The organism is Serratia sp. AS12 (assembly GCF_000214195.1).
Lineage (GTDB): Bacteria > Pseudomonadota > Gammaproteobacteria > Enterobacterales > Enterobacteriaceae > Serratia > Serratia plymuthica.
Genome location: NC_015566.1, coordinates 1,701,229 through 1,727,781 on the forward strand (window position 1 = coordinate 1,701,229; position 26,553 = coordinate 1,727,781).

24 protein-coding genes and 1 other annotated feature are annotated in these 26,553 nt (G+C 54.7%); of the genes, 9 read left to right on the top strand and 15 right to left on the bottom strand.

Annotated elements, in window-relative coordinates; all coding sequences use genetic code 11:
* The first annotated feature begins 90 nt into the window (after positions 1-90).
* From SERAS12_RS07950 to SERAS12_RS07960, 3 genes are read left to right on the top strand one after another with little or no spacing between them, the layout of a single operon-like run.
* Positions 91-924 carry an ABC transporter permease gene (locus SERAS12_RS07950; protein WP_013812214.1) on the top strand — a complete coding sequence of 278 codons (834 nt, stop codon included), beginning with the start codon at positions 91-93 and terminating at the stop codon, positions 922-924.
* Entirely contained in the window at positions 914-2,236 is a 1,323-nt protein-coding gene (locus SERAS12_RS07955; RefSeq protein WP_013812215.1) for an ABC transporter ATP-binding protein, read from the top strand. The genes SERAS12_RS07950 and SERAS12_RS07955 overlap by 11 nt, the downstream gene beginning before the upstream one ends.
* A gap of 2 nt (positions 2,237-2,238) precedes the next feature.
* Positions 2,239-5,871 carry a glycosyltransferase gene (locus SERAS12_RS07960; protein WP_013812216.1) on the top strand — a complete coding sequence of 1,211 codons (3,633 nt, stop codon included), beginning with the start codon at positions 2,239-2,241 and terminating at the stop codon, positions 5,869-5,871.
* 290 nt (positions 5,872-6,161) lie between these two features.
* Here the strand turns inward: SERAS12_RS07960 and SERAS12_RS07965 are convergent, their stop codons facing one another.
* Positions 6,162-7,202 (bottom strand): acyltransferase, encoded by a 1,041-nt coding sequence (locus tag SERAS12_RS07965; protein ID WP_013812217.1) that lies wholly within the window; start codon positions 7,200-7,202, stop codon positions 6,162-6,164.
* A 261-nt stretch (positions 7,203-7,463) separates the two neighbouring features.
* On the opposite strand from SERAS12_RS07965, the gene gndA reads away from it, so the two are divergent.
* Positions 7,464-8,870: an NADP-dependent phosphogluconate dehydrogenase gene (gene gndA, locus SERAS12_RS07970; RefSeq protein WP_013812218.1), complete on the top strand. Its 1,407-nt coding sequence runs from the start codon at positions 7,464-7,466 to the stop codon at positions 8,868-8,870.
* 342 nt (positions 8,871-9,212) lie between these two features.
* Here the strand turns inward: gndA and hisIE are convergent, their stop codons facing one another.
* From hisIE to hisL, 9 genes are all read right to left on the bottom strand, one after another.
* Complete coding sequence (gene hisIE, locus SERAS12_RS07975; RefSeq protein ID WP_004942439.1) at positions 9,213-9,827, bottom strand: bifunctional phosphoribosyl-AMP cyclohydrolase/phosphoribosyl-ATP diphosphatase HisIE; 615 nt, start codon at positions 9,825-9,827, stop codon at positions 9,213-9,215.
* Positions 9,821-10,597, bottom strand: coding sequence for an imidazole glycerol phosphate synthase subunit HisF (gene hisF, locus SERAS12_RS07980; protein ID WP_004942441.1), 777 nt, complete (start codon positions 10,595-10,597; stop codon positions 9,821-9,823). Before hisF ends, hisIE begins: the two co-directional genes overlap by 7 nt.
* Positions 10,579-11,316 carry a 1-(5-phosphoribosyl)-5-[(5-phosphoribosylamino)methylideneamino]imidazole-4-carboxamide isomerase gene (gene hisA, locus SERAS12_RS07985; RefSeq protein WP_013812219.1) on the bottom strand — a complete coding sequence of 246 codons (738 nt, stop codon included), beginning with the start codon at positions 11,314-11,316 and terminating at the stop codon, positions 10,579-10,581. The genes hisF and hisA overlap by 19 nt, the downstream gene beginning before the upstream one ends.
* A gap of 5 nt (positions 11,317-11,321) precedes the next feature.
* On the bottom strand, positions 11,322-11,912 hold the full coding sequence (hisH, locus tag SERAS12_RS07990) for an imidazole glycerol phosphate synthase subunit HisH (RefSeq protein ID WP_004942445.1): 591 nt from the start codon (positions 11,910-11,912) through the stop codon (positions 11,322-11,324).
* Positions 11,912-12,979, bottom strand: a complete 1,068-nt coding sequence (hisB, locus tag SERAS12_RS07995) for a bifunctional histidinol-phosphatase/imidazoleglycerol-phosphate dehydratase HisB (RefSeq protein WP_013812220.1) — start codon at positions 12,977-12,979, stop codon at positions 11,912-11,914. The genes hisH and hisB overlap by 1 nt, the downstream gene beginning before the upstream one ends.
* Positions 12,976-14,064, bottom strand: a complete 1,089-nt coding sequence (gene hisC / locus SERAS12_RS08000) for a histidinol-phosphate transaminase (RefSeq protein ID WP_013812221.1) — start codon at positions 14,062-14,064, stop codon at positions 12,976-12,978. The genes hisB and hisC overlap by 4 nt, the downstream gene beginning before the upstream one ends.
* A complete protein-coding gene (gene hisD, locus SERAS12_RS08005) occupies positions 14,061-15,368 on the bottom strand; it encodes a histidinol dehydrogenase (RefSeq protein WP_013812222.1) in 1,308 nt (435 codons plus the stop codon). The genes hisC and hisD overlap by 4 nt, the downstream gene beginning before the upstream one ends.
* 4 nt (positions 15,369-15,372) lie before the next feature.
* On the bottom strand, positions 15,373-16,272 hold the full coding sequence (hisG, locus tag SERAS12_RS08010) for an ATP phosphoribosyltransferase (RefSeq protein WP_004942454.1): 900 nt from the start codon (positions 16,270-16,272) through the stop codon (positions 15,373-15,375).
* A gap of 70 nt (positions 16,273-16,342) precedes the next feature.
* Positions 16,343-16,469 (bottom strand) — a sequence feature (His leader region).
* The gene (gene hisL / locus SERAS12_RS26180; RefSeq protein WP_110605893.1) at positions 16,445-16,492 is read right to left on the bottom strand and encodes a his operon leader peptide; all 48 of its coding nucleotides are present in this window, start codon (positions 16,490-16,492) and stop codon (positions 16,445-16,447) included. It overlaps the preceding feature by 25 nt.
* Positions 16,493-16,721: 229 nt before the next feature.
* Between hisL and SERAS12_RS08015 the strand changes: the two genes are divergently transcribed.
* Complete coding sequence (locus tag SERAS12_RS08015; RefSeq protein WP_004942456.1) at positions 16,722-17,546, top strand: SDR family oxidoreductase; 825 nt, start codon at positions 16,722-16,724, stop codon at positions 17,544-17,546.
* Here SERAS12_RS08015 and SERAS12_RS08020 read toward each other — a convergent pair.
* Entirely contained in the window at positions 17,539-18,480 is a 942-nt protein-coding gene (locus tag SERAS12_RS08020) for a LysR family transcriptional regulator (protein ID WP_013812223.1), read from the bottom strand. The two genes, SERAS12_RS08015 and SERAS12_RS08020, sit on opposite strands and share 8 nt — an antisense overlap.
* A gap of 248 nt (positions 18,481-18,728) precedes the next feature.
* Here SERAS12_RS08020 and speB point away from each other — a divergent pair, with 248 nt between their 5' ends.
* Together speB and SERAS12_RS08030 are read left to right on the top strand one after the other, a co-directional pair.
* On the top strand, positions 18,729-19,661 hold the full coding sequence (speB, locus tag SERAS12_RS08025; protein ID WP_013812224.1) for an agmatinase: 933 nt from the start codon (positions 18,729-18,731) through the stop codon (positions 19,659-19,661).
* A 71-nt stretch (positions 19,662-19,732) separates the two neighbouring features.
* Positions 19,733-21,115 carry a sodium:solute symporter gene (locus tag SERAS12_RS08030; protein ID WP_013812225.1) on the top strand — a complete coding sequence of 461 codons (1,383 nt, stop codon included), beginning with the start codon at positions 19,733-19,735 and terminating at the stop codon, positions 21,113-21,115.
* Between the two features lie 22 nt (positions 21,116-21,137).
* On the opposite strand, the gene SERAS12_RS08035 is transcribed toward SERAS12_RS08030, so the two are convergent.
* Together SERAS12_RS08035 and SERAS12_RS08040 are read right to left on the bottom strand one after the other, a co-directional pair.
* The gene (locus tag SERAS12_RS08035) at positions 21,138-22,118 is read right to left on the bottom strand and encodes a magnesium and cobalt transport protein CorA (RefSeq protein ID WP_013812226.1); all 981 of its coding nucleotides are present in this window, start codon (positions 22,116-22,118) and stop codon (positions 21,138-21,140) included.
* Between the two features lie 11 nt (positions 22,119-22,129).
* The gene (locus tag SERAS12_RS08040; protein ID WP_013812227.1) at positions 22,130-22,549 is read right to left on the bottom strand and encodes an N-acetyltransferase; all 420 of its coding nucleotides are present in this window, start codon (positions 22,547-22,549) and stop codon (positions 22,130-22,132) included.
* A 131-nt stretch (positions 22,550-22,680) separates the two neighbouring features.
* Between SERAS12_RS08040 and SERAS12_RS08045 the strand changes: the two genes are divergently transcribed.
* Positions 22,681-23,790 (top strand): PQQ-dependent sugar dehydrogenase, encoded by a 1,110-nt coding sequence (locus SERAS12_RS08045; RefSeq protein ID WP_013812228.1) that lies wholly within the window; start codon positions 22,681-22,683, stop codon positions 23,788-23,790.
* Between the two features lie 23 nt (positions 23,791-23,813).
* On the opposite strand, the gene SERAS12_RS08050 is transcribed toward SERAS12_RS08045, so the two are convergent.
* Positions 23,814-24,434, bottom strand: coding sequence for a glutathione S-transferase family protein (locus SERAS12_RS08050; RefSeq protein ID WP_013812229.1), 621 nt, complete (start codon positions 24,432-24,434; stop codon positions 23,814-23,816).
* 101 nt (positions 24,435-24,535) lie between these two features.
* A complete protein-coding gene (locus SERAS12_RS08055) occupies positions 24,536-25,192 on the bottom strand; it encodes an HAD family phosphatase (protein WP_013812230.1) in 657 nt (218 codons plus the stop codon).
* A 295-nt stretch (positions 25,193-25,487) separates the two neighbouring features.
* On the opposite strand from SERAS12_RS08055, the gene SERAS12_RS08060 reads away from it, so the two are divergent.
* Positions 25,488-26,510, top strand: coding sequence for an isopenicillin N synthase family oxygenase (locus SERAS12_RS08060; RefSeq protein WP_013812232.1), 1,023 nt, complete (start codon positions 25,488-25,490; stop codon positions 26,508-26,510).
* Positions 26,511-26,553 lie beyond the last annotated feature (43 nt).

The window sequence follows — 26,553 nt, forward strand, 5'->3', positions numbered from 1 at the left end:
ATTTAACGGTATTAAGGTATTGATTATGTATATTTTTACTGGAAACGAGACGATGAAGCACATCGCCAGAGCAACTCAAGGAGAAGGAGAATGAGCAATCCGCATAAAAATCAGCCAGTGTCGCCATTATCCTTGTTGCGTAATATATGGAGCTATAAGCAGCTAATCTTGCAGATGACCAAACGCGAAGTTGTTGGGCGTTACAAAGGCTCAGCGATGGGGCTTGCGTGGTCATTTTTAAACCCACTGTTCATGCTTATCGTATATACATTTGTTTTTTCAGTGGTTTTCAAGGCTCGTTGGTCAGCGGGCGGAGATGAAAGCCGCACGCAATTCGCCGTTATTCTCTTTGTGGGCATGATTGTCCACGGATTTTTTGCAGAGGTGATCAATCGCGCACCGCAAATCATTTTGGGTAATACCAACTATGTGAAGAAAGTGGTGTTTCCTTTGGAAACCTTACCGGTCATTGGTCTGTGCGCCGCATTGTTTCACACGCTGATAAGCCTGCTGGTTTTGCTTGGCGCGTTTTTCCTCTTTAACGGCTATTTGCATTGGACCCTGGTGTTCACTCCGTTGGTTTTCTTGCCTTTGGTCATATTCTGTCTTGGTTTGGCCTGGATTTTGGCCTCGTTGGGCGTATTTATCCGCGATGTTGGTCAAACCACGGTGATTATTACTACCGTGATGATGTTTCTGTCTCCGGTGTTTTTCCCGATCACTGCTTTACCTGAAAAGTACCGAATCTGGATCATGTTGAATCCATTGACATTTATTATTGAGCAAGCGCGTAATATTTTAATCTGGGGCCGTATGCCTAACTGGGGCGGGTTGGCATTGTATACCTTGGCAGCTATGGTCGTTGCGTGGCTGGGCTATGCATTTTTCCAGAGAACAAGAAAGGGGTTTGCTGATGTCCTCTAATGAGATTGCTATTCAGGTTAACGGCTTAAGCAAATGCTACCAGATATACTCTCGCCCACGAGATCGTCTGAAGCAGTTTTTTGCACCTAAATTACAACGCGTTGCACGCCGAGAAAGCCGTAGTTACTTCCGCGAGTTTTGGGCGCTCAGAGATGTCTCATTCACTATTAATAGGGGTGAGACGGTAGGCATTATCGGCAGAAATGGTGCGGGTAAATCCACACTGCTCCAGATGATATGCGGGACACTGACACCGACCTCCGGCGACATTCAGGTCAATGGGCGAATCGCGGCTTTACTGGAGTTGGGGGCGGGTTTTAATCCTGAATTTACCGGCCGGGACAATGTGTACCTAAACGGTAGCGTGCTGGGTTTAAGCAAAGCTGAAATCGATCGCAAGTTTCAGAGCATCACCGATTTTGCAGATATCGGTGAGTTTATCGATCAACCGGTAAAAACCTATTCCAGCGGTATGTATGTCCGTCTGGCGTTTGCGGTGCAGGCCTGTATTGACCCGGAAATCCTGATCGTTGACGAAGCGCTGGCGGTAGGGGATATCGGCTTCCAGTATAAATGTTTCAAAAGAATGGAAGCGCTGAAACAACAGGGTACGACCATCATTATGGTGACCCATTCAACCGGCAGTATTTTGGAATATGCCGATCGTTGTCTGGTGATGAGCGATGGTCAATTGGTCGGCGACACAACGGATGTCCTGGCAGCGGTACTGGCCTATGAAAAGGGCATGCTGCTTTCTGAAAAGAGCCAAGATACCGCACCCTCTTCTTCAGTCAGTTCCTCAACCACTTATGGCGTGGAAGAGTTACGGGCCATGCAGCAAGCGTCGGTCAATACCGGTGTGGATGAGAAGCGGTTTGGTAGTGCGCGCGCTATAATTGAAGCATTTTCGGTCATTAAAGCTGATGGAACGCCGTTGGCTGAGAAACCTTTGGTCAAGTCCGGTGAAGAGCTGTATTTCAACTTCACTCTGGCGGCTTCCGAGGTGATTACTGACGTGGTTTTGGGGATCTCCATCTCTCGCGCTCAAGGGGGCGATATATGGGGGGACAATAATATCGGAGCAGGACATCCCCTGACGTTACAACCTGGTTCACAAACGTTGAAATATAAAGTCAAACTGCCGATTAATGCAGGTGATTATCTTATTCACTGTGGTTTGGCCTGCTTTAACAATGGTGAACGAGAAGAACTGGACCAGCGGCGCCCTATTGGAAAACTCAAGTTTTGGTCCTCACGAGAACTGGGTGGGGTGATTCATGCACCCATTCAAATTGTTGCCGATGAGGTATAATAATGATTAGTGTTTTCTTGCCTGCCTACCCATTCAGAGGCGTTAAAGCGCCCTATTTATGGTTCTTTTATCGCGTTTTGACGTCTATTAAAGAACCTGTGCGCTTCATTATGGGTGGTGATTATTTATCGCCTCTTGAATTATGGGAAAAAGAACATCGTTGGGAGCTTGAAGAGGACTCGCAAAAACGGTTAGGTTTCCGATTGCCAGATCTTAATGAACTGGAAGATAATCATAAAATCAGCCTAATTGATGAGTCATTTTTTGGTGACTATATTGAACAATGTTTCAATAATCCTGATGAGCTTTTTAAAAAATTCATTACCGAAGTGATTCCAGAGTTGGAATCTGAGATTCTATCTGCATTGAATAATGTGGATGACATTGAGTGTATACTAACTTGGTGTAATTGCCCTTCATTAAATTCGGCGGCTAAAAAGAGAAATATCAGAGTCGTCAATCTTGAATTGGGGCCTCTGCGTTCGCCAGAGTATTTGTCGACTGCTTACTTTGATTTTAGCGGAGTAAATGGCAATACCGAGGCGGCCAGGCGTTATCATGAGAGTTGTTATAACTTTAATGAAAATACACAGATTGGTGATCTGCGTGATTTCTTTACAAACGGCGTCGCGATTGTGCATGAAGCACATCAACTGACCGATGAGCCAGCCTTTGAAGATAAAGATGGAAGCGAGGCTGTAGCAGCGTCGGCAGAGCAAGCTGAAGAGAAATTCGATGTAGGTATAGCCCTGCAGGTTGAAAACGATTCGAATATCATTGCTTTCAGCAACTCTTTCAACAATCAGTCATTGCTTGACTATGCTGACTCCACGTTTGCCGGAAAAAAACTGATTCGCAGCCATCCGGGCAGTCGTTTTTCTTTGCAGGAAGGTAAGGATGCTATCGATCACTCAGTAAGTAGCATTGCTTTTATTACCCGTTGTCAGCATATTTTGACGATAAACTCCAGTGTTGGCCTAGAGGCGATGCTGTTGGATGTCCCTGTCACCGTCTTGGGCGACTGTTCCTATGCATTCTGTAATGTTATTAATCAGACAGAAAGGATAAACCGGCTAGCATTTTATTTGTTCTCGTATCTGGTTCCATTTGAGTTTTTGTTTGATGTTGATTATATTCGTTTCCGGCTCTCTTCTCCATCAGAGGAAGAGATAATAGTGAAACATGTCAATTATTATATTACCTGTGGTGATGGTATGCGCGATGCTGATATGGAAGCAAAGGCATCTTCTATTATTGAAGATGGCAGTGTTGAAAGGAAAATTCGTACTTTAATGAGCACAATTCAGGTCTTGAATTCAGAACTGACGTCAAAAAATGTCAAACTTAATGAGTTGCAAGAAAAAATCGGCATGCTGGAAACATCCATGGGTACGCAGTCTGAGATCATTGTGGACGTCGTTGTTCCTGTTTACGCGGGTTTGGAAGAAACTCAGGAATGCATCGAATCTGCTTTAGCGACTTTGCCTCATTGGGCGCAACTGGTGGTGATCAACGATGCGTCGCCGGAGCCAGAACTGACTCAATGGTTACGCGAACGAGCGCTCACCGCTCGCATGACGCTGCTTGAAAATGAACAAAACTTGGGTTTTGTGGCTACGGTGAACCGTGGCATGAAGCTCAATCCAAAACGCGATGTCCTGCTTCTTAACAGCGATGTTGAGGTTGCCAACGACTGGCTTGAGCGTATTCGCGAAGCTGCATATTCACGCGGCAGAGTAGGCAGCATTACCCCTTTCTCGAACAATGCAACTATTTGCAGCTTCCCTAATTTCTGTGAAGATAATGAACTCTTTATGGGAATGAACGTGCAGCAATTGGACGATCAATTTTCGACTTACGGCAGCGAAAACAATCTGGTGGAAGTACCAACCGGCGTCGGTTTTTGCATGTACATTCGACGTGATTGTTTGAATGAGGTCGGCTATTTTGACGTTGAAACATTTGGCCGGGGCTATGGCGAGGAAAACGATTGGTGCCAGCGTGCAGCGAAAGCCGGTTGGCCGAATTTCCATCAGCTTAACGTCTTTGTTTATCACAAAGGTGGGGTAAGTTTCGCCGGAGAACAGAACCCGCGCAAGACACGCGCACTGGAACTGCTGAATAATCTTCACCCTAACTACACCAAAGATGTCATGGACTTTATAGCGCAGGATCCTGCGAAGAAAGCCCGTCAGCAGTTGTTATTGCGGATCCTGGCCAAGAAGGATATCAGCAAGGTTCTGCTGGTTTCCCATAAAATGGGTGGGGGAGTGACTCAACATCTGCGTGAACTGGCTACATTCTATAAAGAAAAGGTCCACTTCCTGCTGTTGACCCCTGAGGTTGAAGGACGTAGTGTCGCCCTTTCGTTAAATACGGATGATGCGGTATACCGTGAGAAGTTCATCATCGATATTGCTCATGGCTATGACACCCTGATCAATCTGTTACGTTTTATCGGTGTTGGGCATATTCATTTCCATCATCTGATCGGTGTGGCCGATAAAATCTTTGATCTGAAAAATAGTCTGTCATGCACCTACGACATTACCATCCATGATTACTATTTTGTTAACGCCAACCCGACACTGACCGATAAGAACGGGTTATTTGCCGGTGATGAAGTTGCCGTCCGCGATCGGGTGTGCAGTGAGCATTATCCTATTCCCGAAGGCCTGTCCGCCGAGCAATGGCGTACAAAATTGGCGCCGTGGCTGGATAGTGCGGAGCGGATCATTTTCCCCTCTGCAGATACCCAAGTCCGTTTCATTCGTGATTTCCCGAACAGTGCGCACAAAAGCGTTATTGCCTGGCACCCTGACTTTGAGGTTGATGCACCTTATCCTGAAGCTAACTCTGCTTATCAGGCGGGGCAAAAGCTTAAGGTATTGGTCCTTGGCGCGATAAGCCGTGAAAAAGGCGCTTTGATGCTGGATGAAGTGGCCAATGACTTGAAGCATGAAGACATCGAATTCCACCTTTTGGGGTATGCTTTCCGCCCTCTGTGTGATGCTGTCAAATGTCATGGCGCTTATTCAAGTCGCGATTTGCAACAGAAGCTGGATGAAATCAAGCCTGATGTGGTCTGGTATCCGGCTCAGTGGCCTGAAACCTACAGCTATACATTAAGTGTCGCTCTTGAACAGGGGATACCGGTTGTGGTGCCTAATATCGGTGCTTTTGGTGAGCGGGTGACCGGACGTCAATACAGTCGCGTGATTGCATGGGATACCTCTGTTAAGAAAATGTGCGAAATGTGGCGGTCTTTACGTAACGATCCTAAGGCTTTCTTTGGCGTCGGCAATGTGGAGGCACTACTTGATATTGCCCATGCCAGACGTACCGAGGATTTCTATAAGCACGAATATTTGCAAGAGAGCTGGCTGCGGGAAAGTGAGTTGGGGCGTATTGATTATAAGGCCCTGATTGCCTCGGTTTACTCCTCGGTTTATGTTGAGGTTGTACCTGTCGCGGCGGCTGCACCTCAAGGGCGCAAGGAAAAATTGCTGGCGATACTGTGGAAACTGAGTAAGCATCCTGCCCTGGCGTGGAGCGTCAAATTGGTACCTTATCGCCTGCAACGTTATGTGAAGCGATTTTTATCACGCAGAGCGATTCATGAAATAATCGGTTAATGCATTAGTCATTTGATGCACTTTCTACATCAGCCGGCGCTTTATGTGCCGGCTTTTCATTGTCAGTCTTAAACCATTACCTCATAGGGCGGTGTTGATTGAACCTGTGAGGCTCTAGCCTGAGCGGAACCCATGTCAGAAAATTCCAGCTTATTCCCCCATTAGTAACAAGGAATCACGGAGATGGGTTTTATGCAGTCTGGTGGGTAACAATAAAGTTTAGGCGATACTATATGATTTTTTAGCCCCCCTTCAGGGGGGATAAGCAAACCTACCATTGACGGCAGTTCTTACTTCATAGCCATTTCCTGGGGATTGAACTGTGGGGCGGTTGTCGGCAAAGGCTTTCTACGCAGGAACGGTCTCTCAACAATATGCCAGGAGAGTGCGCCCAGCAGTAATGTGATTCCGGCGCTTATAAACATGCTGCTATAAAATCCCAACGCAGTATTATTTATAATTATTTGCTGCACGGGGAAAGCATAGATATACACACCGTAAGAGTAGTCAAATCTGCCATAAATCAATCTGTCTGTAAGTGATGAGCCAGCGATGATAACCAGCGCAGGAATAATTATATAACCAAGAACACGGATATCATAACTCCCTTTTAGAGCATAAAGAAGAATGGCACCGGAGAAAAAAATGAAAGTCTTCGTGTTTTTCTTATTCCAACTTGTCTCGCTTAATGCCATTAAAGCACCTAAAAAGAAAGAAACGGCGCGGGGCGTGAATAGCTGTAACGAGATTGAGTAGAAACCTATAGTTGTTGGTTTTGACAGGAAATAGATACTGAGTACTATCATTGTGAGAAGAATAATGAGTACTGGCTTGATGTTTTTAACAAAGCAAAAAGCGATGCCGAGGATAAGATAGCAAGAAAATTCTAACGGTAATGTCCAAAGACTGCCGTTAATCGCATTGGGGTAAATATAATCCTGGGCCATGCCAATAGGATCTGCGCCTCGTAGGGCGACGAGATTAATTACAGCAAGAAGGGATCTTTTCGAAAAAACGCTTTCCGGTTGCAAAAAAAAACCAACGATACCGTACAAAATAAGACTACAAACTACTAACGCCGGGAAGATTCTTTTTATTCTTTTCTCCATAAATGAGAAGAAGCTCCCACTTCTCATTCCGGATTGGGCGATCAAGTATCCAGAAATACCAAAGAATATAACGACAGCTAACCCGCCGAAACTTTCAAGTCCCAGGAAGGAAGGCTCCATTTTCCCACTGAGGGCAAAATGATGTGAATAGAGAACAAGGAATGCTGCAAGAATACGAAAAACATCAAAACAATTTTTTTGATGAGAAGGTAGTGGTTTCATTTTCATCTATTATATAAAAAACGGATATAGGATTCTAGTCTATCTTTATTCAACTTTAAAGCTTTTCACAGAATGTCATCTTTTTTTTGATGGTTTTTGTAACAAAGAATGAAATTTCTTGCTAAGAAATTGTCCCATTGTGTGACCTATCGCACCAATCACTACCCACGTGGAGCCATCCTGAGTTAACATGTTTGCCACATCAAAAACCTGTTGGCCATGGGCCGTTAACAGGTGTCATCCTCAGACAGGAGTTCCTAAATGTCCAAGCAACAAATCGGCGTTGTCGGCATGGCGGTGATGGGCCGCAATCTGGCACTGAACATCGAAAGCCGTGGTTATACCGTTTCCATCTTTAACCGCTCAGGCGACAAGACTGACGAAGTTATTGCTGAGAATCCGGGCAAAAACCTGGCGCCGTTCTACACCGTCGAAGAGTTTGTCGAATCGCTGGAAAAACCACGCCGCATTTTGCTGATGGTGAAAGCGGGTGAAGCGACAGACAAAACCATTGCTTCCCTGACTCCGCACCTGGATAAAGGTGACATTCTGATCGACGGTGGCAACACCTACTATCAGGACACCATCCGTCGTAACCGCGAACTGTCTGATCAAGGCTTCAACTTCATCGGTACCGGCGTTTCCGGTGGCGAAGAGGGCGCGTTGAAAGGGCCTTCAATCATGCCTGGCGGCCAGAAAGAAGCGTATGAGCTGGTGGCGCCAATCCTGGAGAAAATCGCGGCGGTAGCCGAAGGCGAGCCTTGCGTGACCTACATCGGCGCTGACGGTGCCGGCCACTACGTGAAGATGGTGCACAACGGCATCGAATACGGCGACATGCAGCTGATTGCTGAAGCCTATTCTCTGTTGAAACAGGCGCTGAACCTGAACAACGAAGAGCTGGCTGACACCTTCGCCGAGTGGAACAAAGGCGAACTGAACAGCTACCTGATCGACATCACCAAAGACATCTTCACCAAGAAAGACGAAGAAGGTAAATACCTGGTTGATGTGATCCTGGATGAAGCAGCCAACAAAGGCACCGGCAAATGGACCAGCCAGAGCTCTCTGGATCTGGGCGAACCGCTGTCGCTGATCACCGAATCCGTTTTCGCGCGTTACCTGTCCTCACTGAAAGACCAACGCGTTGCCGCGTCTAAAGTGCTGACCGGTCCTAAAGCTGCGCCAGTAAGCGGCGACAAAGCTGAGTTCATCGAGAAAGTGCGCCGTGCGCTGTACCTGGGCAAAATCGTTTCTTATGCGCAGGGCTTCTCTCAGTTGAAAGCGGCTTCTCAGGAAAATAACTGGGATCTGCACTACGGCGATATCGCCAAGATTTTCCGCGCCGGCTGCATCATCCGCGCTCAGTTCCTGCAGAAAATCACCGACGCTTACGCAGACAATGCCGACATCGCCAACCTGCTGCTGGCGCCATACTTCAAGCAGATCGCTGACGACTATCAGCAAGCGCTGCGTGATGTGGTGTCCTACGCGGTGCAAAACGGCATCCCAACGCCGACCTTCTCTGCCGCCATCGCGTACTACGACAGCTACCGTTCAGCCGTTCTGCCTGCCAACCTGATCCAGGCGCAGCGCGACTACTTCGGTGCCCACACTTACAAACGTATCGACAAAGAAGGCGTATTCCATACCGAATGGATGGAATAATCCCGACGTTTGAAGCATAAAAAAGCCGCCGGCATTAAACCCGGCGGCTTCAGACTGCTGACAAAGCCCGTTATTAGGGAGAGCGTGGCGAAGGGGTCGTAGCGGCTTGCACGCCGACCCATTTGCCGGGAGCAAATTGGAACGACTTCATGTCGGCCCGCAGGGTGGGACACACGGACGTGTCCCATAATGCCCCTCGGTGCGCTAGGCCCGGGTATCTCGGGTTCAAAGACCACTTTGCCATCAAACTCAAGCCGCCGGTATTAAACCCGGCGGCTTTTTTATTTCCTGCTGCACGCGCATAAATCAGGGGTAAATGTATTTACCCCCTGTGAGCCAGGATTATTTCTGGTGCCGCTCGCGCAGCCGGCCAATCACCTTGCTCAAATCCAGATCCTGATCCTGCAGCAGCACCAGCAGGTGATAAATCAGATCGGAAGCCTCGTTGGTCAACTCTTCACGATCGTTCACCGTGGCGGCCAGCGCGGTCTCCACGCCTTCCTCACCCACCTTCTGCGCAATGCGCTTGGTACCGCTGGCGTACAGGCTGGCGGTGTAAGAGCTGTCCGGGCTGGCGGTCTTGCGTTCCGCCAACAGCTGCTCCAACTGATACAGAAAACCCCAATCGCTGGCGGCCGGGTGGAAGCAACTGCTGTTGCCCAGGTGGCAGGTTGGGCCAATCGGGTTGGCCAAAATCAACAGCGTATCGTTGTCGCAATCGGGAGTGATGCTGACCACGTTCAGGAAATGGCCGGAGCTTTCGCCCTTGGTCCACAGTCGCTGTTTGGTGCGAGAGAAAAAGGTGACCTTGCCGCTCTGTTCGGTGGTGGCCAGCGCTTCCTGGTTCATATAGCCGAGCATCAGCACTTCGCCGGATACGGCGTGCTGAACGATAACCGGCAGCAGGCTCCCGGTTTTTTCCCAGTCCAGCTGGTTTCTTTGTTGTTCTGTTAACACACGCGAATCTCCACGCCAAGGTCTGCCAGGAACTTTTTCAGTTCGCCGATATTAATGATTTGCTTGTGGAACACCGAAGCGGCCAGTGCGCCGTCGACGTCCGCATCGCGGAACGCTTCCAGAAAGTGTTCCATGGTACCCGCACCGCCGGAGGCGATCAGCGGCACTTTACACACTTCCCGCACCCGCCGAAGTTGTTCCAGATCGTAACCGTTGCGCACGCCGTCCTGATTCATCATGTTCAGCACAATCTCGCCGGCACCGCGTTTTTGCACTTCCTTAACCCAGTCCAGAGTTTCCCACTCTGTGACGCGGGTGCGGCTTTCGTCGCCGGTGTACTGATTAACGTGATACTTGCCGGTGTCGGCTTCGAACCAGGTATCAATCCCTACCACGATGCACTGCACGCCAAAGCGATCCGCCAGGCGGCTAATCAACGTCGGGTCGGCCAGCGCCGGTGAGTTAATGGAAATCTTGTCTGCGCCGAAAGAGAGGATCTGGCTGGCATCTTCCAGGCTTTTAATCCCGCCGGCGACGCAGAAGGGAATATCGATCACCTCCGCTACGCGCGACACCCAGCTCTTGTCTACCACCCGGCCATCGCTGGAGGCGGTAATATCGTAGAACACCAACTCGTCCGCGCCTTCTTGCGCATAGCGTTGCGCCAACGGCACGATATCGCCGATGATCTCATGGTTGCGGAACTGCACGCCTTTCACTACTTGCCCGTCTTTCACATCCAGACAGGGAATTATCCGTTTTGCCAGCATGCGATAGCCTCCTCAACGCTAAATTTACCTTCCAGCAGGGCGCGGCCTACGATGACGCCCTCAACCCCGCTACCGCGTAACTGGGCGATATCATCCAGATTGCCGATACCGCCGGATGCCTGGAAGGCGATCTGCGGATAGCGGCGGCTGATTTCCTGATACAGCGCCACGTTAGAGCCGGCCAACGTGCCGTCACGCGAAATGTCGGTGCACAGGACATGCTTCAGGCCGTAGGGCAGAAACTGCTCGACCACCTGTTCCAGCGTGGCGTCGGAGTTCTCCTGCCAGCCGCTAATTGCCACGTGCTTGGTACCTTCGGCGTCGATGCGTACATCCAGCGCCAGCACCAGGGCTTCCGCGCCGTAACGTTCGAACCAACTCTGTACCCGTTGCGGCTGCTTGACCGCCGTGGAGCCGATGACGACCCGGGTCGCGCCAGCCTCGAGCAGGGCCGAGACGTCCTGCTCGGTGCGAATACCGCCGCCGACCTGTACCGGTACGTCAACCCCTGCCAGCAGTTTGCGCAGCAGCGGGATCTGGCGCGCCGCCGGATCCTTGGCACCGGTCAAGTCGACCAGATGCAAGACTTGCGCGCCCTGTTGTTGGTAGTCCTGCAGACGTGAGCGCGGATCGTTGCCGTAGTCGCGCTGCTGACCATAATCGCCTTGATGCAAACGCACCACGTTACCGTCGATCAAATCCAAAGCCGGAATAATCATGCTGCCTACATCTCCAGAAAGTTTTTCAACAGCTGCGCGCCGGCCGCTCCAGATCGCTCTGGATGAAACTGCACGCCGAAGAAATTGTCTTTTTGCACGGCGGCGGTGAAGGGCTCGCCGTAGTTCGCCTGGGCGATGGTGCTTGAGCATATCGGCATCGCATAGCTGTGAACGAAGTAAAAGTAGGCACCGTCTTCGATACCGCGGAACAGATGATGGCCTGCCTGCGCGGAAACCTGATTCCAGCCCATGTGCGGCAACGGCAGGCCGAAGTCGGTCATCTGCATCACCGGAGTGTCGATAATGCCCAGCGTATTGATGCCGCCGCTTTCTTCGCTGCTTTTCGCCAGCAGCTGCATGCCGAGGCAAATGCCCAACACCGGCTGAGTGCAGGCTTTGATCAGATCAATCAGCTCGCGCTCTTTCAATTGGTCCATCGCCGCTTGCGCAGTGCCGACGCCCGGCAGGAACAGCTTGTCGGCGCGCAGCACGATCTCCGGATCACGGCTCACCTCCGGCTGGTAACCCAACCGCTGCACCGCATAGGTGACAGACGAAAGGTTGGCGCAGCCGGTGTCCAGAATCACCACGTTCATCACAGCACTCCTTTCGAACTTGGGAGGGTGTTGCCCTCAACGCGGATCGCCTGGCGCAGCGTGCGGCCAAACACTTTGAACAGGCTTTCGACCCGGTGGTGGTCGTTTTTGCCTTTGGTTTTCAGGTGCAACGTGCAACCCATGGTGTACGACAGCGAACGAAAGAAGTGTTCGACCATTTCGGTGCTGAGATCGCCGACGCGCTGGTAGTTGAACTCGGCTTTATATTCCAGGTGCGGGCGGCCGGAGATATCCAGCGCGCAGCGCGCCAGGCACTCGTCCATTGGCAGCACGAAGCCGAAACGGGCGATGCCGCGCTTGTCGCCCAGCGCTTTGTTCAAGGCTTCGCCGAGCGCCAGGCCGGTGTCTTCTACCGTGTGGTGATCGTCGATATACAGGTCGCCTTTCACGTCGATGTCCATGCGGAAGCCGCCGTGGGTGGCGATCTGATCCAGCATGTGGTCGAAGAAGCCGACGCCGGTCTTGATCTTGCTGCCGCCTTCGCGATCCAGCCAAACGTTGACGTCGATCTGCGTTTCTTTGGTGACGCGATTAACCCGCGCGTGGCGGTCACGTTGGGTCAATTGGCGCGTGATCTCTTTCCAGCCCAGCGTGTCGCGCTGATAGCGCAGCCCCTGAATGCCCATGTTTTCCGCCAACTGAACGTCGGTCGGACGATCGCCGATCACATAGCTGTGGGCGGTATCCATCACGCCCGGCTCCAGATAGCCTGTCACCAGCGCGGTCTTCGGCTTGCGGCAGTCGCAGTTGTCCGCCGGCAGGTGCGGGCAGATCAGGATATCTTCAAAGTGGACGCCCTGTGAGCTGAGGATCTGCATCATCAGGCCATGTGGCGCATCGAAGGTTTCCTGCGGGAAACTGGCGGTGCCGAGGCCATCCTGATTGGTGATCATCACCAGTTGATAACCCGCCTGCTGCAAACTCAGCAGCGAAGGGATCACGTCCGGCTCCAGCGCCAGCTTGTCCAGGCGATCGACCTGGAAGTCTTCTGGCGGTTCAGCAATCAGCGTGCCGTCACGGTCAATAAAGAGGAATTTCTGGCTCACATTGGCTCCTGGCGAGTCTTGGTTGCTCCGGGCAGGGCTGACAGCGCATCGACGACACGCCGACATTCTTCGCGGGTGCCTATGGTGATGCGCAGGCAACCGGACAACCCAGGCTGTTTATTTTGGTCTCTTAAGATAATGCCCTGATCCCATAAGGTTTTAAACACATTACTTGAGGCAGTGAATCGTGCCAGCAGGTAATTGCTGTCGCTGGTGAAAACCTGTTCAACGCAGGCGCAGTTTTCCAGTTCGCGTTGCAGCCAGCTGCGGTTGGCCGAGATCTCGGTAACGCGCTGACGCATGGTGCGGATCCCTTCGGTGCTGAGCGCCTGAGCGGCGATGTCGGCCACCGGCGTCGACAGCGGGTAGGGGGCAATTACCTTCAGCAGCAGGGTAATGAGCTCTTCGTTAGCCAACGTAAAACCGCAGCGCAGGCCGGCCAGCGCGAAGGCCTTCGACAGAGTGCGCAGGATCGCCAGGTGCGGGTAGTCCTTTAACCAACCGGCACAGCTTGCCTGTGGGCAGAATTCGATATAGGCCTCGTCAATCGCGACGATCGCCTTGCCTTTGGCCATCTCCAGCAGCGTGCGCAAGTCGTCGGGATCGATCAGATTGCCGGTCGGGTTGTTCGGGCTGCAGACATAAATCAGTTTCACGTTGTCCAGGCTGTCGGCGATAGCCGGCAAATCCAACTGCCAGTCTTGCTTGGCCGCTACGGTGCGGCGCTCCACGCCGAAGGTTTCGGCGCTCACGGCGTACATGCCGTAGGTCGGCGGACAGAACAAAATAGCGTCTTTGCCCGGCTCGCAGAACGCACGGATCAGCAGCTCAATGCCCTCATCCGCCCCACGGCTGACCAGCACCTGCTCTTTGTTAACCCCGGCGTAATCGGCGTAGCGCTCGATCACCAACGCGGGCTGGCACTCCGGGTAACGGTTAAAGGTTTGGGCGGTCAGTTGGAATTCCGGCGCCGTCGGGTATTCGTTGGCATTCAGCCACACGTCGCCGTTGCCGCCCAGGCGGCGTGCCGATTGATAAGGGGTCAGCTCGCGAACGTTGGCGCGTGCCAGATTTTCTATGCTCATGCTTGCTCCTTCAGGGCGGCAACGCGCAGGGTGACGGCGTTTTTGTGGGCAATCAATTGCTCGGCGGTGGCCAGCGTTTCAATGGTGGCCGCCAGATTCATAAAGCCCTGCGGCGTCAGTTCCTGCACCGTCATGCGTTTCTGGAAATCCGCCAGGCCCAGGCTGGAACAGGTGGCGGTATAGCCATAGGTCGGCAATACGTGGTTGGTGCCGGAAGCGTAGTCACCGGCGGACTCCGGCGACCAGTCGCCAAGGAACACCGAACCGGCGCTGGTGATGCTGTCGACCAGCTCGCGGGCGTTACGGGTCTGAATGATCAGGTGTTCCGGGCCATATTGGTTGCTGATGGCAATGCACTCGGCCAAATCTTTGGCGACGATCAGTCGGCTGCTGGCCAGCGCTTGACGGGCGGTTTCGGCGCGCGGCAACTGAGCTAACTGTTGCTCCACCGCAACGGCCACTGCTTGCGCCATGGCTGCGTCCGGGGTCAGCAGGATCACCTGGGAGTCTGGGCCGTGTTCCGCCTGCGACAGCAGATCAGAGGCGACAAACGCCGGGGTGGCGCCGCTGTCGGCGATCACCAGCACTTCGGAAGGGCCGGCCGGCATATCGATAGCCGCACCGTCCAGCCGTTGGCTGATCTGGCGTTTGGCTTCGGTGACAAAGGCATTGCCCGGTCCGAAGATTTTCGCCACACGTGGCACGGAATCGGTGCCGAACGCCATGGCGGCAATCGCCTGTGCGCCACCCACCTGAAACACTTCCCGTACGCCGCACAACTGCGCGGCATAGAGAATTTCGTCGGCAATCGGCGGCGGCGAACAAAGCACTACGCGGCGGCAGCCGGCGATGCGCGCCGGGGTTGCCAGCATCAGCACGGTAGAAAACAGCGGTGCGGAACCGCCGGGAATATACAGACCGACGGAGTCGATCGGGCGGGTTACCTGCTGGCAACGTACGCCAGGTTGGGTTTCCACATCGACCGGCGGCAGTTGTTGCGCATTGTGGAAGGTTTCCACATTGGCCACCGCCACCGCCATCGCCTGCTTGACCTCGTCAGTCAGGCGGGGGCCGGCTGCGGCGATTTGTTCTGCGGTGACGCGCAACGCACCAACCTCGGTTTTATCAAATTTGGCGCTGTAGTCACGCAGCGCCTGGTCACCGTTGGCCTTCACGTTGTCGAGGATTTCGCGCACCGTGCGGGTGATGCTGTCTTCGGCTGCGATCGCCGGGCGCATCAGCAGTTCTGCCCGCTGTTGTTCGCTGCAGTCCGCCCAATTGACGAGGGTATTGAAGGTCGACATGGCGTTACTCCATCATCTTCTCAATTGGCAGCACCAGAATGGAGCTGGCACCGAGCGCTTTCAGTTTCTCCATGGTTTCCCAGAACAGGGTTTCACTGCTGACCATGTGCATTGCCACGCGGTTTTGCGCGCCAGCCAGCGGCAGAATGGTAGGGCGCTCTGCACCCGGCAGCAGCGCGACGATTTCGTCCAGGCGCTCGCTCGGCGCGTGCAGCATGATGTATTTGGATTCACGTGCCTGGATCACGCCCTGAATACGGGTCATCAGGCGATCGATCAGCTGTTGTTTCGCCTCCGGCATTTCGCCGTCGCGCTGGATCAGGCAGGCTTTGGAGCGGTAAATCACTTCGACTTCACGCAGGCCATTGGCTTCCAGCGTTGCGCCGGTAGAGACCAGGTCACAGATGGCGTCGGCCAGACCGGCACGCGGTGCCACTTCGACGGAACCGTTCAGCAGGCAAGATTTGAAACGTACGCCCTGTTTGTCGAGGTATTGCTTCAGCAGGTGCGGGTAAGAGGTGGCGATACGGGAATCTTGCAGGCTTTGCGGGCCGTTGTATTCACTGTCGAGCGGTGCGGCCAGCGACAGGCGGCAGCCGCCGAAGTCCAGGCGGCGCAGGGTGAAGTAACGTGGGTCTTCGCCCTGTGCGCGACGGGTCAGCAGCTCTTCTTCCAGCACGTTCTCACCGATGATGCCCAGATCAACCACGCCATCCATGACCAGCCCCGGGATATCGTCATCACGTACGCGCAGGATATCAATCGGCATATTCTCGGCGAAGGCAATCAGGCGTTGTTGTTGCAGGTTGATTTTGATCCCGCAACGCGCCAGCAGTTCCTGGGATTCATCACTCAGGCGGCCTGATTTCTGCATTGCTATCCGTAAACGTGTTTTGTCCAGCATGGTAACCTCTGTTTTAATCTGTAATTTTATGAATTTATTGTAAAAATTATTTTTCTGTCTGTCCGGAGCCAAAAAAAAACCCTCGGAAGAAATCTTCCGAGGGCTCTCTCTTGCATTCTGCGCGCCACTGGAAGATTAAGAAACCGTCTCCCAGCACACATCGCCTGAAAGACTAGTCAGGATGATGGTGATGATGGTGGTTGAACTGAATGCGTGTCATGGTGTTTTCTCTGTAAAATGTCGGTACAAACCGAATTGCTAATTAACCTAAACTATCCGCTGTCTGTCGCGCAACCCTTTTTTACAGTCATAAATTTAATTTATTGAAACAGGGTGGGTTATTAGCTAGACACGGTTTTACCTAAGCTTAAGCAGGGTGGATTGTATCACCTCACGGAGTGGCGTAGCCTTAATGGGCAGAGCGCTGCGATCTTCAAGAGAGGAAGATAATGAAAAAGGTAGCCATTATTGGTCTGGGCTGGCTGGGGATGCCGCTGGCCCTGTCGCTGATGAGCCGTGGGTTTGACGTGGTCGGCAGTAAAACTACGCCGGATGGCGTCGAGGCCGCGCGCATGAGCGGGATTGAATGTTATCGGCTGGAAATGACGCCTGATCTGATTTGCGATCCGGACGATCTGGAGCCGTTGCTGAGTGTCGATGCGCTGGTGGTGACGTTGCCCGCTCGCCGTACCGTAGAAGGCAGCGAAAACTACTTCAATGCGGTTCGCATGCTGGTGGACAGTGCGATGGCCTTTGGCGTGTCGCGCATCATTTTTACCAGTTCAACCTCGGTGTATGGCGAAACGGCCGGCACGGTGCGTGAAGATTCGCCTCTGAGGCCGGTGACGCCCTCCGGGCGTGTGTTGGCGGAGCTCGAGCGCTGGTTGCATGAACTGCCTAACACCTCGGTGGATATTTTGCGTCTGGCGGGGCTGGTTGGCGCGGATCGTCACCCAGGCCGTTTCCTGGCCGGCAAAGTCGACGTCAAGGGCGGCTCGCAAGGGGTTAATTTGGTACATCAGGATGATGTGATTGCCGCCATTCAACTGCTGCTGAAGCTGCCGAAAGGCGGCCACGTTTATAATCTGTGCGCGCCGGCCCATCCGACCAAACGCGAGTTCTACCCGGCGCTGGCGGAGCAGTTGCATCTGGCCCCGCCACAGTTTGCCGCCGAGAGCGAGCAGGGCGGTCGGCTGGTGGACGGCAGCCGCATCTGCAACGAACTGGGGTTTGAGTACCAGTACCCGGATCCGGCACGTATGCCGGTCAACTAATTCGCCTCTCAAGCCCCGCTGTTGCGGGGTTTGTTTTTTGCGCTTCCCGCACCAATTGATTTAAATCCTCCAGCAACGCGCTCAACGCCTCCTTCGGCTGGCCGGGCCGTGTCACCAGGTTTAACGCCGCCTGATATGAGAGCGCTTGCCCACCCAATTGTTTCAATACCCCTTGTTCCACCCAGCGCGCGGCGTAATGGGTCGGCAGGTAGCCGAGATATTCCCCGCTAAGCACCAAATGGGCAACGCTTTCCATATGGTGGGCAACCGCGCCGAGGTTTAAAGGTGCGACAGGGCACAGCCGTTGCGCCAGCAGATAGCCACGTTTAACCCAGCGCGCATTTTCGATCTGTTCGCGGCTCGGTTGCTCGACGGTAAACAGCGGATGATCGTTGCTGCAATAAATCGCCTGCGTTTCCTGGAGCCACGGCTGATACTGTAATTCATTCAACTGCTGGCCAAAGTACCCGATCCCCAGATCGAGCTGTTGATTCAGCAGCCCCTGTTCGAGTTCGGCGGGGGCGCAAATCCGGCACTGCAACTGAACATCCTGATGCCGGTGCTGAAAATGTTTGATGGCGCGACTGAACGGATTGCCCGGCAGCGACACCAGGTTATCCACCAGACCGATCTGCAGATCGCCGGTCAGCAACCCATTTAGCGACTGGCTGACCCGGGTAAAGTCGCGTGCCGCGTTGAACAGACTGCGGCAGGCGATCAGTATGCGTTCCCCTTTCGGGGTCAGCATAAAACCGGATCGGCCACGTTGGCACAGGCGAAAACCCAGCCGAGTCTCCAACGTGGCGAGGTGGGTGCTGATGGTCGACTGATTCATCAACAGCGCCTCCTGGGCGGCGCTGACGCCCTGGGCTTCGGCTACGGCGACAAAAACCCGCAGCAGTCTGAGATCGATATCGCTTAGGTTGGTGAGCACCTTTCCCTCCGCAAGAATAGCCGGCCGTTAACCCTCTGATAACATCATCGCAATGGGCATCCAAGGTTGGAAGCCTGCGTTCATATGTCATGGATTTGAAATAAAAATCAATAGTTCAATGTGTTACTGGCATCGGCGTTTTCGATGCTTACATTCCAAAGAGGGAATGGTAGCCCTTTCTGGCGGCGGGTAGCCTGTGTTTGTTATCTGAATGTTGGCATTTTCGACGTCTGAGAAAAGGAAAAAACATGTTGAATCAACCCCAGAGCGGTAATGAAATGCCGCGTTTTGCCGGCATCCCCACCATGATGCGCCTGCCCGTAGCCGATGATGCCCAGGGGCTGGCTGCGGCCTTTGTCGGCGTTCCTCTCGATATAGGCACTTCGAATCGCAGTGGAACGCGCTACGGGCCACGGCAAATTCGCCAGGAGTCGGTGATGCTCCGTCCCTACAACATGGGCACCGGCGCCGCGCCTTTTGAGCGGCTGCAAGTCGCCGATCTGGGTGATATCGCCATTAATCCCTACAGCCTGGAGGACAGCGTTCGTCGCATTGAGCTGGCCTATAACGGCATTTTGTCCCACGGCTGCGTTCCGCTGACGCTGGGGGGCGATCACACGCTGACGCTGCCGATCCTGCGCGCCGTAGCCTGTCGCCATGGCCCGGTTGGGTTAATCCATGTTGACGCCCATTCTGACACCAACGAAGAGATGTTTGGCGAAAAGCTGGCCCACGGCACCACTTTTCGCCGCGCCTATGAAGAAGGGCTGCTGGAGCCGCAACGGGTGGTGCAGATTGGCCTGCGCGGCAGCGGTTATGCGGCGGACGATTTTGATTGGTCGCGGCGGCAGGGGTTCCGTGTGGTGCCAGCGGAGGAGTGCTGGTATCGCTCGCTGGTGCCGTTGATGGCGGAGGTGCGTCAGCAAATGGGCGGTGCTCCGGTTTACCTCAGCTTTGATATCGACGGGCTGGATCCGGCGTTTGCGCCAGGCACCGGGACGCCGGAGGTGGGGGGGCTGTCGGTCTGGCAGGGGCTGGAGATTGTCAGGGGATGTCGGGGGCTAAATCTGATCGGCGCGGACGTGGTGGAGGTCTCGCCGGCTTATGACCGTTCCGGCAACACAGCTCTGCTGGCGGCAAACCTGCTGTTTGAAATGCTGTGCGTCCTGCCTGACAGATAAGACGCTGCGAACCTGGACCGGCGGAGCCGTTGCGCCTGAGTTCAAATAACAACAAGCATACGGAGTTGCCGATGAATCTCGATCTGCTGGTAGTGGTGTTTTATTTTTTGATGATAGGGGCGGTGGGCTGGTTGGGCGTACGGCGTGCCACCACCAAAGAGGATTATCTGGTTGCCGGCCGCAATCTGGGGCCGGGGCTGTATCTGGGTACGTTGTCCGCCGTGGTGCTCGGTGGCGCGTCAACCATCGGCAGCGTCAAACTGGGTTACACCTATGGCATATCCGGCGCGTGGCTGTGCGGCGCACTGGGGGCGGGCATTGTGGTATTGAGCACGGTGTTGGCCAAGCCGCTGCTCCAGTTAAAGCTGTATACCGTCAGCCAGGTGCTGGCGCGCCGCTATCACCCGGCCGCCAGGGTCACCAGCGGCGCCATCATGTTGGCGTATGATCTGATGGTTGCGGTGACCTCGATTATCGCCATCGGCAGCGTGATGCAGGTGATGTTTGAGCTGCCTTTCGCCACGTCGATTCTGCTGGGGGGCGGTTTGGTGGTGCTCTATTCTACGCTGGGCGGCATGTGGTCACTGACGCTCACCGATATCATCCAGTTTATCATCATGACCGTCGGCATGATGCTGGTGCTGATGCCGATGAGTATCGTCAAGGCCGGCGGCTGGGAAGCCTTCAGCAACCTGTTGCCGGCCGGTTACTATCAGCTGTCGTCCATCGGTCTGGACACCATACTGGTGTTTTTCCTGATCTACTTCTTCGGCATCCTGATTGGCCAGGATATCTGGCAGCGGGTATTCACCGCCCGCAGCGCCAATGTTGCGCGCTATGCCGGCCTGGGGGCCGGGCTGTACTGTGTGCTGTATGGCGTCACAGGTGCGTTGATCGGCATGGCCGGCAAGATTGTTCTGCCGCAGTTGGCCAACACCGACGGTGCCTTTGCCGCCATCGCTCAGGCGGTATTACCGGCAGGCATTAGCGGGCTGGTGGCCGCCGCCGCCCTGGCTGCGCTGATGTCAACTGCCAGCGCATGCCTGTTGGCTTCATCCACCATCGCGTTGGAAGACGTTTTGCCGGCGATCTGCAAGCGGCCTTCGGGCGGGCTGGCGGCCGGACGATTGACCACCCTGATCATGGGCGTGATTATGCTGGGGCTGGCGTTTCTGGTACGGGATGTCATGGCGGCACTGACGCTGGCCTATAATCTGCTGGTGGGCGGCATGCTGATCCCGCTGGTCGGGGCGATTTTCTGGCAGCGTGCCACCAGCACCGGCGCTATCGCGAGCATGTTGGCCGGTAGCCTGTGCGTGTTGGGGCTGATGTATTATCACGGCATTGAGGCCAACAGCCCGATCTACGGCGGGCTGCTGGCGGGCGGTGTAGCCTTTGTGGTTGGTAGTCTGTTGACCCGGCAAAGCCCGCAACCGCAGGTACAGTCCGAGTAATTTGGAAAAACGGGGTTGCCGTTTACAACCAGCCGGATTTCTTCAGTTTCTGATACAGGAAGAAACAGCCGGCGACGGTTACCCCGAGGGTGGCGTGGTAGGCCCAGGGGAGTTTCAGTTCAGGCATGTCGGAAAAGTTCATGCCGTACAGGCTGAAAACCACGGTCGGGATCGCCAGAATAGCCCCCCAGCCGGCCAGCCGTTTCACCACTTCGTTCTGTTTAACGGTGACCAGCGCCAGGTTCACGTGCATCGCATTGGTCAGCATTTCGCGCATATCGTCGATATTGCTGACCACCTGACGTGCATGATCCTGAACGTCCCGCACGTAGGCACGCAGCTCCTTCGGGATCACCTCTTCATGCAGGCGAATGAGTTGATTACAGATTTCGTCCATCGGCCATGCGGCATTGCGCAGCGCCAGCAAGTGCCGCCGCAGGGTATAGACGTTTTCAATGGCGGCTTGATCAAACTCCGATTTGAACATGTTGGCTTCGATGCCCTCGATGCTCGCCTCGAATTTGGCCACTACGGTGCGGTAGTTATCCACCACAAAGTCCAGTACCGAATACAGCGCAAAGCCGGGGCCGTGGCACAGCTGCTTCTGGTTCTCCTCCGCTTTGGCTCTGATAGGCGCATAGCTGGGTGACGCGCCGTGGCGCACCGTGACCAAAAAGTTTTTACCCACGAAGAAGTGGGTTTCACCGTACTCGACTTCGTTCTCGCCCCATTGCGCGGTTTTGACCACGATAAACAGCGAATCGCCGTAGGCTTCGAGCTTGGGCCGTTGGTGGGCGCACAGCGCATCCTCAATCGCCAGATCATGCAGGCCAAACTCTTCCTGCACCTTGCGCATAAAGGCGTCCTCCGGCTGCCAAAGCCCGAGCCAGACGAAGGTGTCCGGCTGTTTGACCACGTCGCTGATGTCATCAATGGTCACTTCACCCAGCCGTTTACCGGCTTTGTACGCCACGCTGTTCACAACCATGGTTGTGGTTTCCATCAGGCCACCTGTTATTCAATAAGGGTTTTGGTGAGCAAATAACATTCATGCTCCACCGGGTAATTCTGTAGCGTCATCTGGAGTTGGTAGCCAAGTTTCTCGTAGAACGGCCGCGCCTGGAAACTGAAGGTATCTAAACGAACGTAACGACAGCCACGGGCGATAGCTTCCTGTTCGGCGGCCAGCAGCACTTTGCGGCCCAGCCCGGTGCCACGCTGCGAATCCGCCACCCATAGCCAGTCGACACTGAGCCAGTTGCCCCAGGTCTCTGCGGTCAGCCCGGCGACAACCTGACCGGAAGCATCCCGGGTATAGACGCCAAGCGGTTTGCGCTGGCTGGCATCAATGTACGGGCTGTTATGGGCCCTCAGACCTTGTCGGATGGCGTCAAGGGTGTCTTCATTGAGTGTATCGGTTACGGTGATATCCATATTTCCTCCTGAGTAATCCGTTAACTTAAGCTCAGTTTGGCTAAAATTCAACATATTGAAATTTAAAACAAACGTCGGAATCGACCTGCTGGGCTACACTGAATGGGTCGTTTTTTGTCCAGGAGGATGCCATGCACCGATTGACCATGATGGCCGGTTTGCTGTTATTCAGTGGCCTGCTGCAGGCCGCACCGGCGGTAACGCTATTGCAAGACAAGCTGGAACACCCGTGGTCGCTGGCGTTTTTGCCCGGTGAACAAGGGATGTTAATTACCGAACGGCCGGGGCGTTTGCGGTTATGGCAGCAGGGCAAAGGGCTGTCAGCGCCGATTACCGGTGTGCCGCAGGTGTATGCCGAAGGGCAGGGCGGCCTGTTGGAAGTGCTGTTGGCGCCAGATTTTACCGACAGCCGAAGGATCTATCTCAGCTTTGCCGAAGCGGGCGATAACGGCAAGGCGGGCACCGCAGTGGGCTATGGGCGGCTGAGCGCCGACAACCGGCGGCTGGACGGTTTCAAGGTGATTTTCCGCCAGCAGCCGAAGCTGTCGGTCGGCAACCATTTTGGCGGCAAGTTGGCGTTCGATCGTCAGGGCTATCTGTTTATCGCGTTGGGTGAAAATAACCAACGGCCGACGGCACAAGATTTGGACAAGCTGCAGGGCAAGGTGGTGCGCTTAACTGCCGATGGCGCGGTGCCGCCGGATAATCCGTTTGTCGGCCAGGCCGGCAAGCGGTCGGAAATCTGGTCTTATGGTCACCGTAACCCGCAAGGACTGGCGCTGAACCCGTGGAACGGGGCACTTTGGGAGCACGAGCACGGCCCGCGCGGCGGCGATGAGATCAATCTTCCTCGGGCGGGCAAAAACTACGGCTGGCCTATCGCCACCTACGGCATCAATTACTCAGGTCTGGCGATCCCGGAGGCGAAAGGGCAGAAAGTGGCCGGCACCGAACAGCCATTGCATTATTGGCAAGTATCGCCGGGCATCAGCGGCATGGCGTTTTACAACGGCAGCCGTTTCCCGGAATGGCAGGGCTCGCTGTTTATCGGCGCGCTGGCGCAGGAGGCATTGATTCGTTTGACGTTGCAGGGCGACAAGGTGATCGCCGAACAGCGGTTGCTGGAGGATCGAGGGGAAAGGATCCGCGAGGTACGGACAGGGCCGGATGGCTATATTTATCTGTTAACCGATGCGGATAACGGCAAGCTGTTGCGTGTCGGGCTGACGGAGAAATCATAGCGCCCCAACGGGGCGCGCAACACTCAGGTTAACTCGCTCATCACGGCGCGTTGATAGGCCGGGCGTTCGGTCAACCGTTGGTACCAGCGCTCCATGTTCGGGCGCGGACGGCGCTCAATCGGCATGGAGAACCAGGCGTAAGCAAAGCTGCCGAGCGTAATGTCGCCGAAACCGAAGGCTTCGCCGGACAGATAAGGCTGGCTGCCCAGAGTGGCTTCCACCACATCGAAATGTTTTTCCAGCGTGGCGATAGCCGCTTCGATTTTCGCCATGTCGCGCAGTTCCGGTTTAGTGCGCACCAGTCCCCAGAACACGATGGAGAAGGACGCGACGATAGTGGAGGTTGTCCAGTCCATCCACTTCTCTGCGCTGGCTCGCGCCTGCAGATCCTGCGGGTAGAACGGCTCGCTGCCAAACTTCGCCGCCAGATAACGCACGATGGTATTCGATTCCCACAGCACGAAGTCATCGTCTTGCAGCAACGGCACCAGGCCATTCGGGTTTAACGAACGATAGAGCTCTTCGTTCACCTTACCGAATGCGCCGCCGGCATTGATATGGGTGTAGCTTAACTCCAGCTCTGCGGCGCACCACAGCACTTTCCGGACATTGTTTGAATTCTCACGACCCCAGATGGTCAACATAGCGCGCCTCTTTAAACTTCAGCGGATTAACAAACCTAAGTGATTATTCTTACGCCATAATTTTGTTTTTGTCACATCCGGATGGCATTTTTTGCCTGCTTTCAGCGTTCCCAGCGGCACACTTCCCAGCCGTGTTCGACCGCCAACGCATGCAGCTCGCTGTCTGGGTTAATCACCGTAGCGCTGTCGACATATTCCAGCATCGCCTTGTCGTTCAGCGAGTCGCTGTAACCGTGGCTGTGTTCGAAACTCAGCTCCGGGTGTTCCGCCAGCCACTGTTTCAGGCGGATCACCTTGCCTTTTTGATAGGTCATGGTGCCGTAGGTGTCACCGGTGAAGCGTCCGTCTTCAATGGAGACGCCAATCGCCAGCGCACCGTCGGCACCGAGCTGTTCGGCTATCGGCGCGACCAGATGTTCGCCGGTGGCGGAAATGACCAGAATGCAGTCGCCGCGCTCGCGGTGCCACAGCAATCGCTCACGTGCCGCGGGATAAACCCGCGGCAGGATATCGCGTCGGATATAGCGCTGTACCCAACCGGCCACCGTCTGGGTGCTTAAGCCGGTCAGCGGCGTCAGGGTGGCCTGCATGTAGTCCTCCATGGACAGCTTACCCTGATAATAGAGCTGCATCAGCTGTTGTTCCTGCTGTTCCAGTTCCGCCGGCGCGAACCCTTCCGCCACCAGCCAACGGATCCACAGGCTGGCGCTGTCATCATCAATCAGGGTCTCATCCAGGTCGAACAAGGCTAAATCCATCAGTATTTCTCCGGCAGGCAGGGAGGGAAACGGGGGGTTGAATACAACAATAGCGGATACCCTATGCCGCCAGCCAGCGGCGGCGACGAAATTGCGCAGAGCATAAGAAACATTGATGACAGTTTTACGTCATTTTGTTGAACCTTTGCATATCTTAGAACGCAACAATATTGGCTCGCCCGTCAGGCCGGATGATAACTATAGGGGCATGCACAGGCCATTCAGGAGCTGAAAATGTTGATAATTCGCCTTTATACCGGCCCGGTTTTTGTTGGGGATGACGAGGAACAGGACAATGACACCACCACTGACGCTGAAGACGCTGCCGCTGTTGGATCTTTCGCAGCTTGACGGTGATGCGCAGCAGCGGCAGACGTTTCTCGATGGCTTGCGTGCGGCGGCGCGTGACGTAGGTTTCTTTTATCTGCGCGGACACGGCGTTGATACCCGGCTGAATGCGCAATTGCAGCGGCGGGCAAGGCAATTTTTCGCGTTACCGGAAGCGGACAAGCTGGCTGTGCAGATGGTCCATTCGCCGCACTTTCGCGGTTATAACCGTGCGGCAGCGGAGTTGACCCGCGGCCAGCCGGACTGGCGCGAGCAGTTTGATATCGGCGCGGAACGCCCGGCGTTGCAACTGGCCGAAGAAACGCCGCGCTGGGCACGATTGCAGGGGCCGAATCAATGGCCAGAGGCGCTGCCCGAGCTGAAACCGCTGCTGTTGCAATGGCAGCAAGCGATGACCGGCATGTCGTTGCGGTTACTGCGCGCTTTTGCGCTGGCGCTTTCGTTGCCGGAGCAGGCGTTTGACCCGCTCTACGGCGAGAAGCCGAATGAACACATCAAGCTGATCCGTTACCCGGGGCGCGAAGCGACCGCCAGCGGGCAGGGGGTAGGTGCCCATAAGGATTCCGGTTTTCTCAGCTTCCTGCTGCAAGACCGGCAGAAAGGTTTGCAGGTCGAAGTCAGCGAGGGGAACTGGGTCGACGCCGAGCCGCGGGAGGAGACCTTCGTGGTCAACATTGGCGAATTGCTGGAATTGGCGACCAACGGCTATTTGCGCGCTACGGTGCATCGGGTGGAGACGCCGCCGGCGGGAAGCGACAGGCTGTCGATCGCTTTCTTCCTGGGGGCACGGTTAGACGCCGTGGTGCCATTGTATCAACTGCCTGCGCAACTGGCGGCAGAGGCGCGCGGCCCGGCCAGCGATCCGCATAATCCGCTGTTCCGCGACGTGGGCTTTAACTATCTGAAGGGGCGGATCCGTTCCCACCCCGATGTGGCGCAGCGCCACTATCAGGATGTCGTCGGCGTTTGACTGCGGAAGGCTTGGCAATAAACCATGCCTTCAGGCTGTTGAC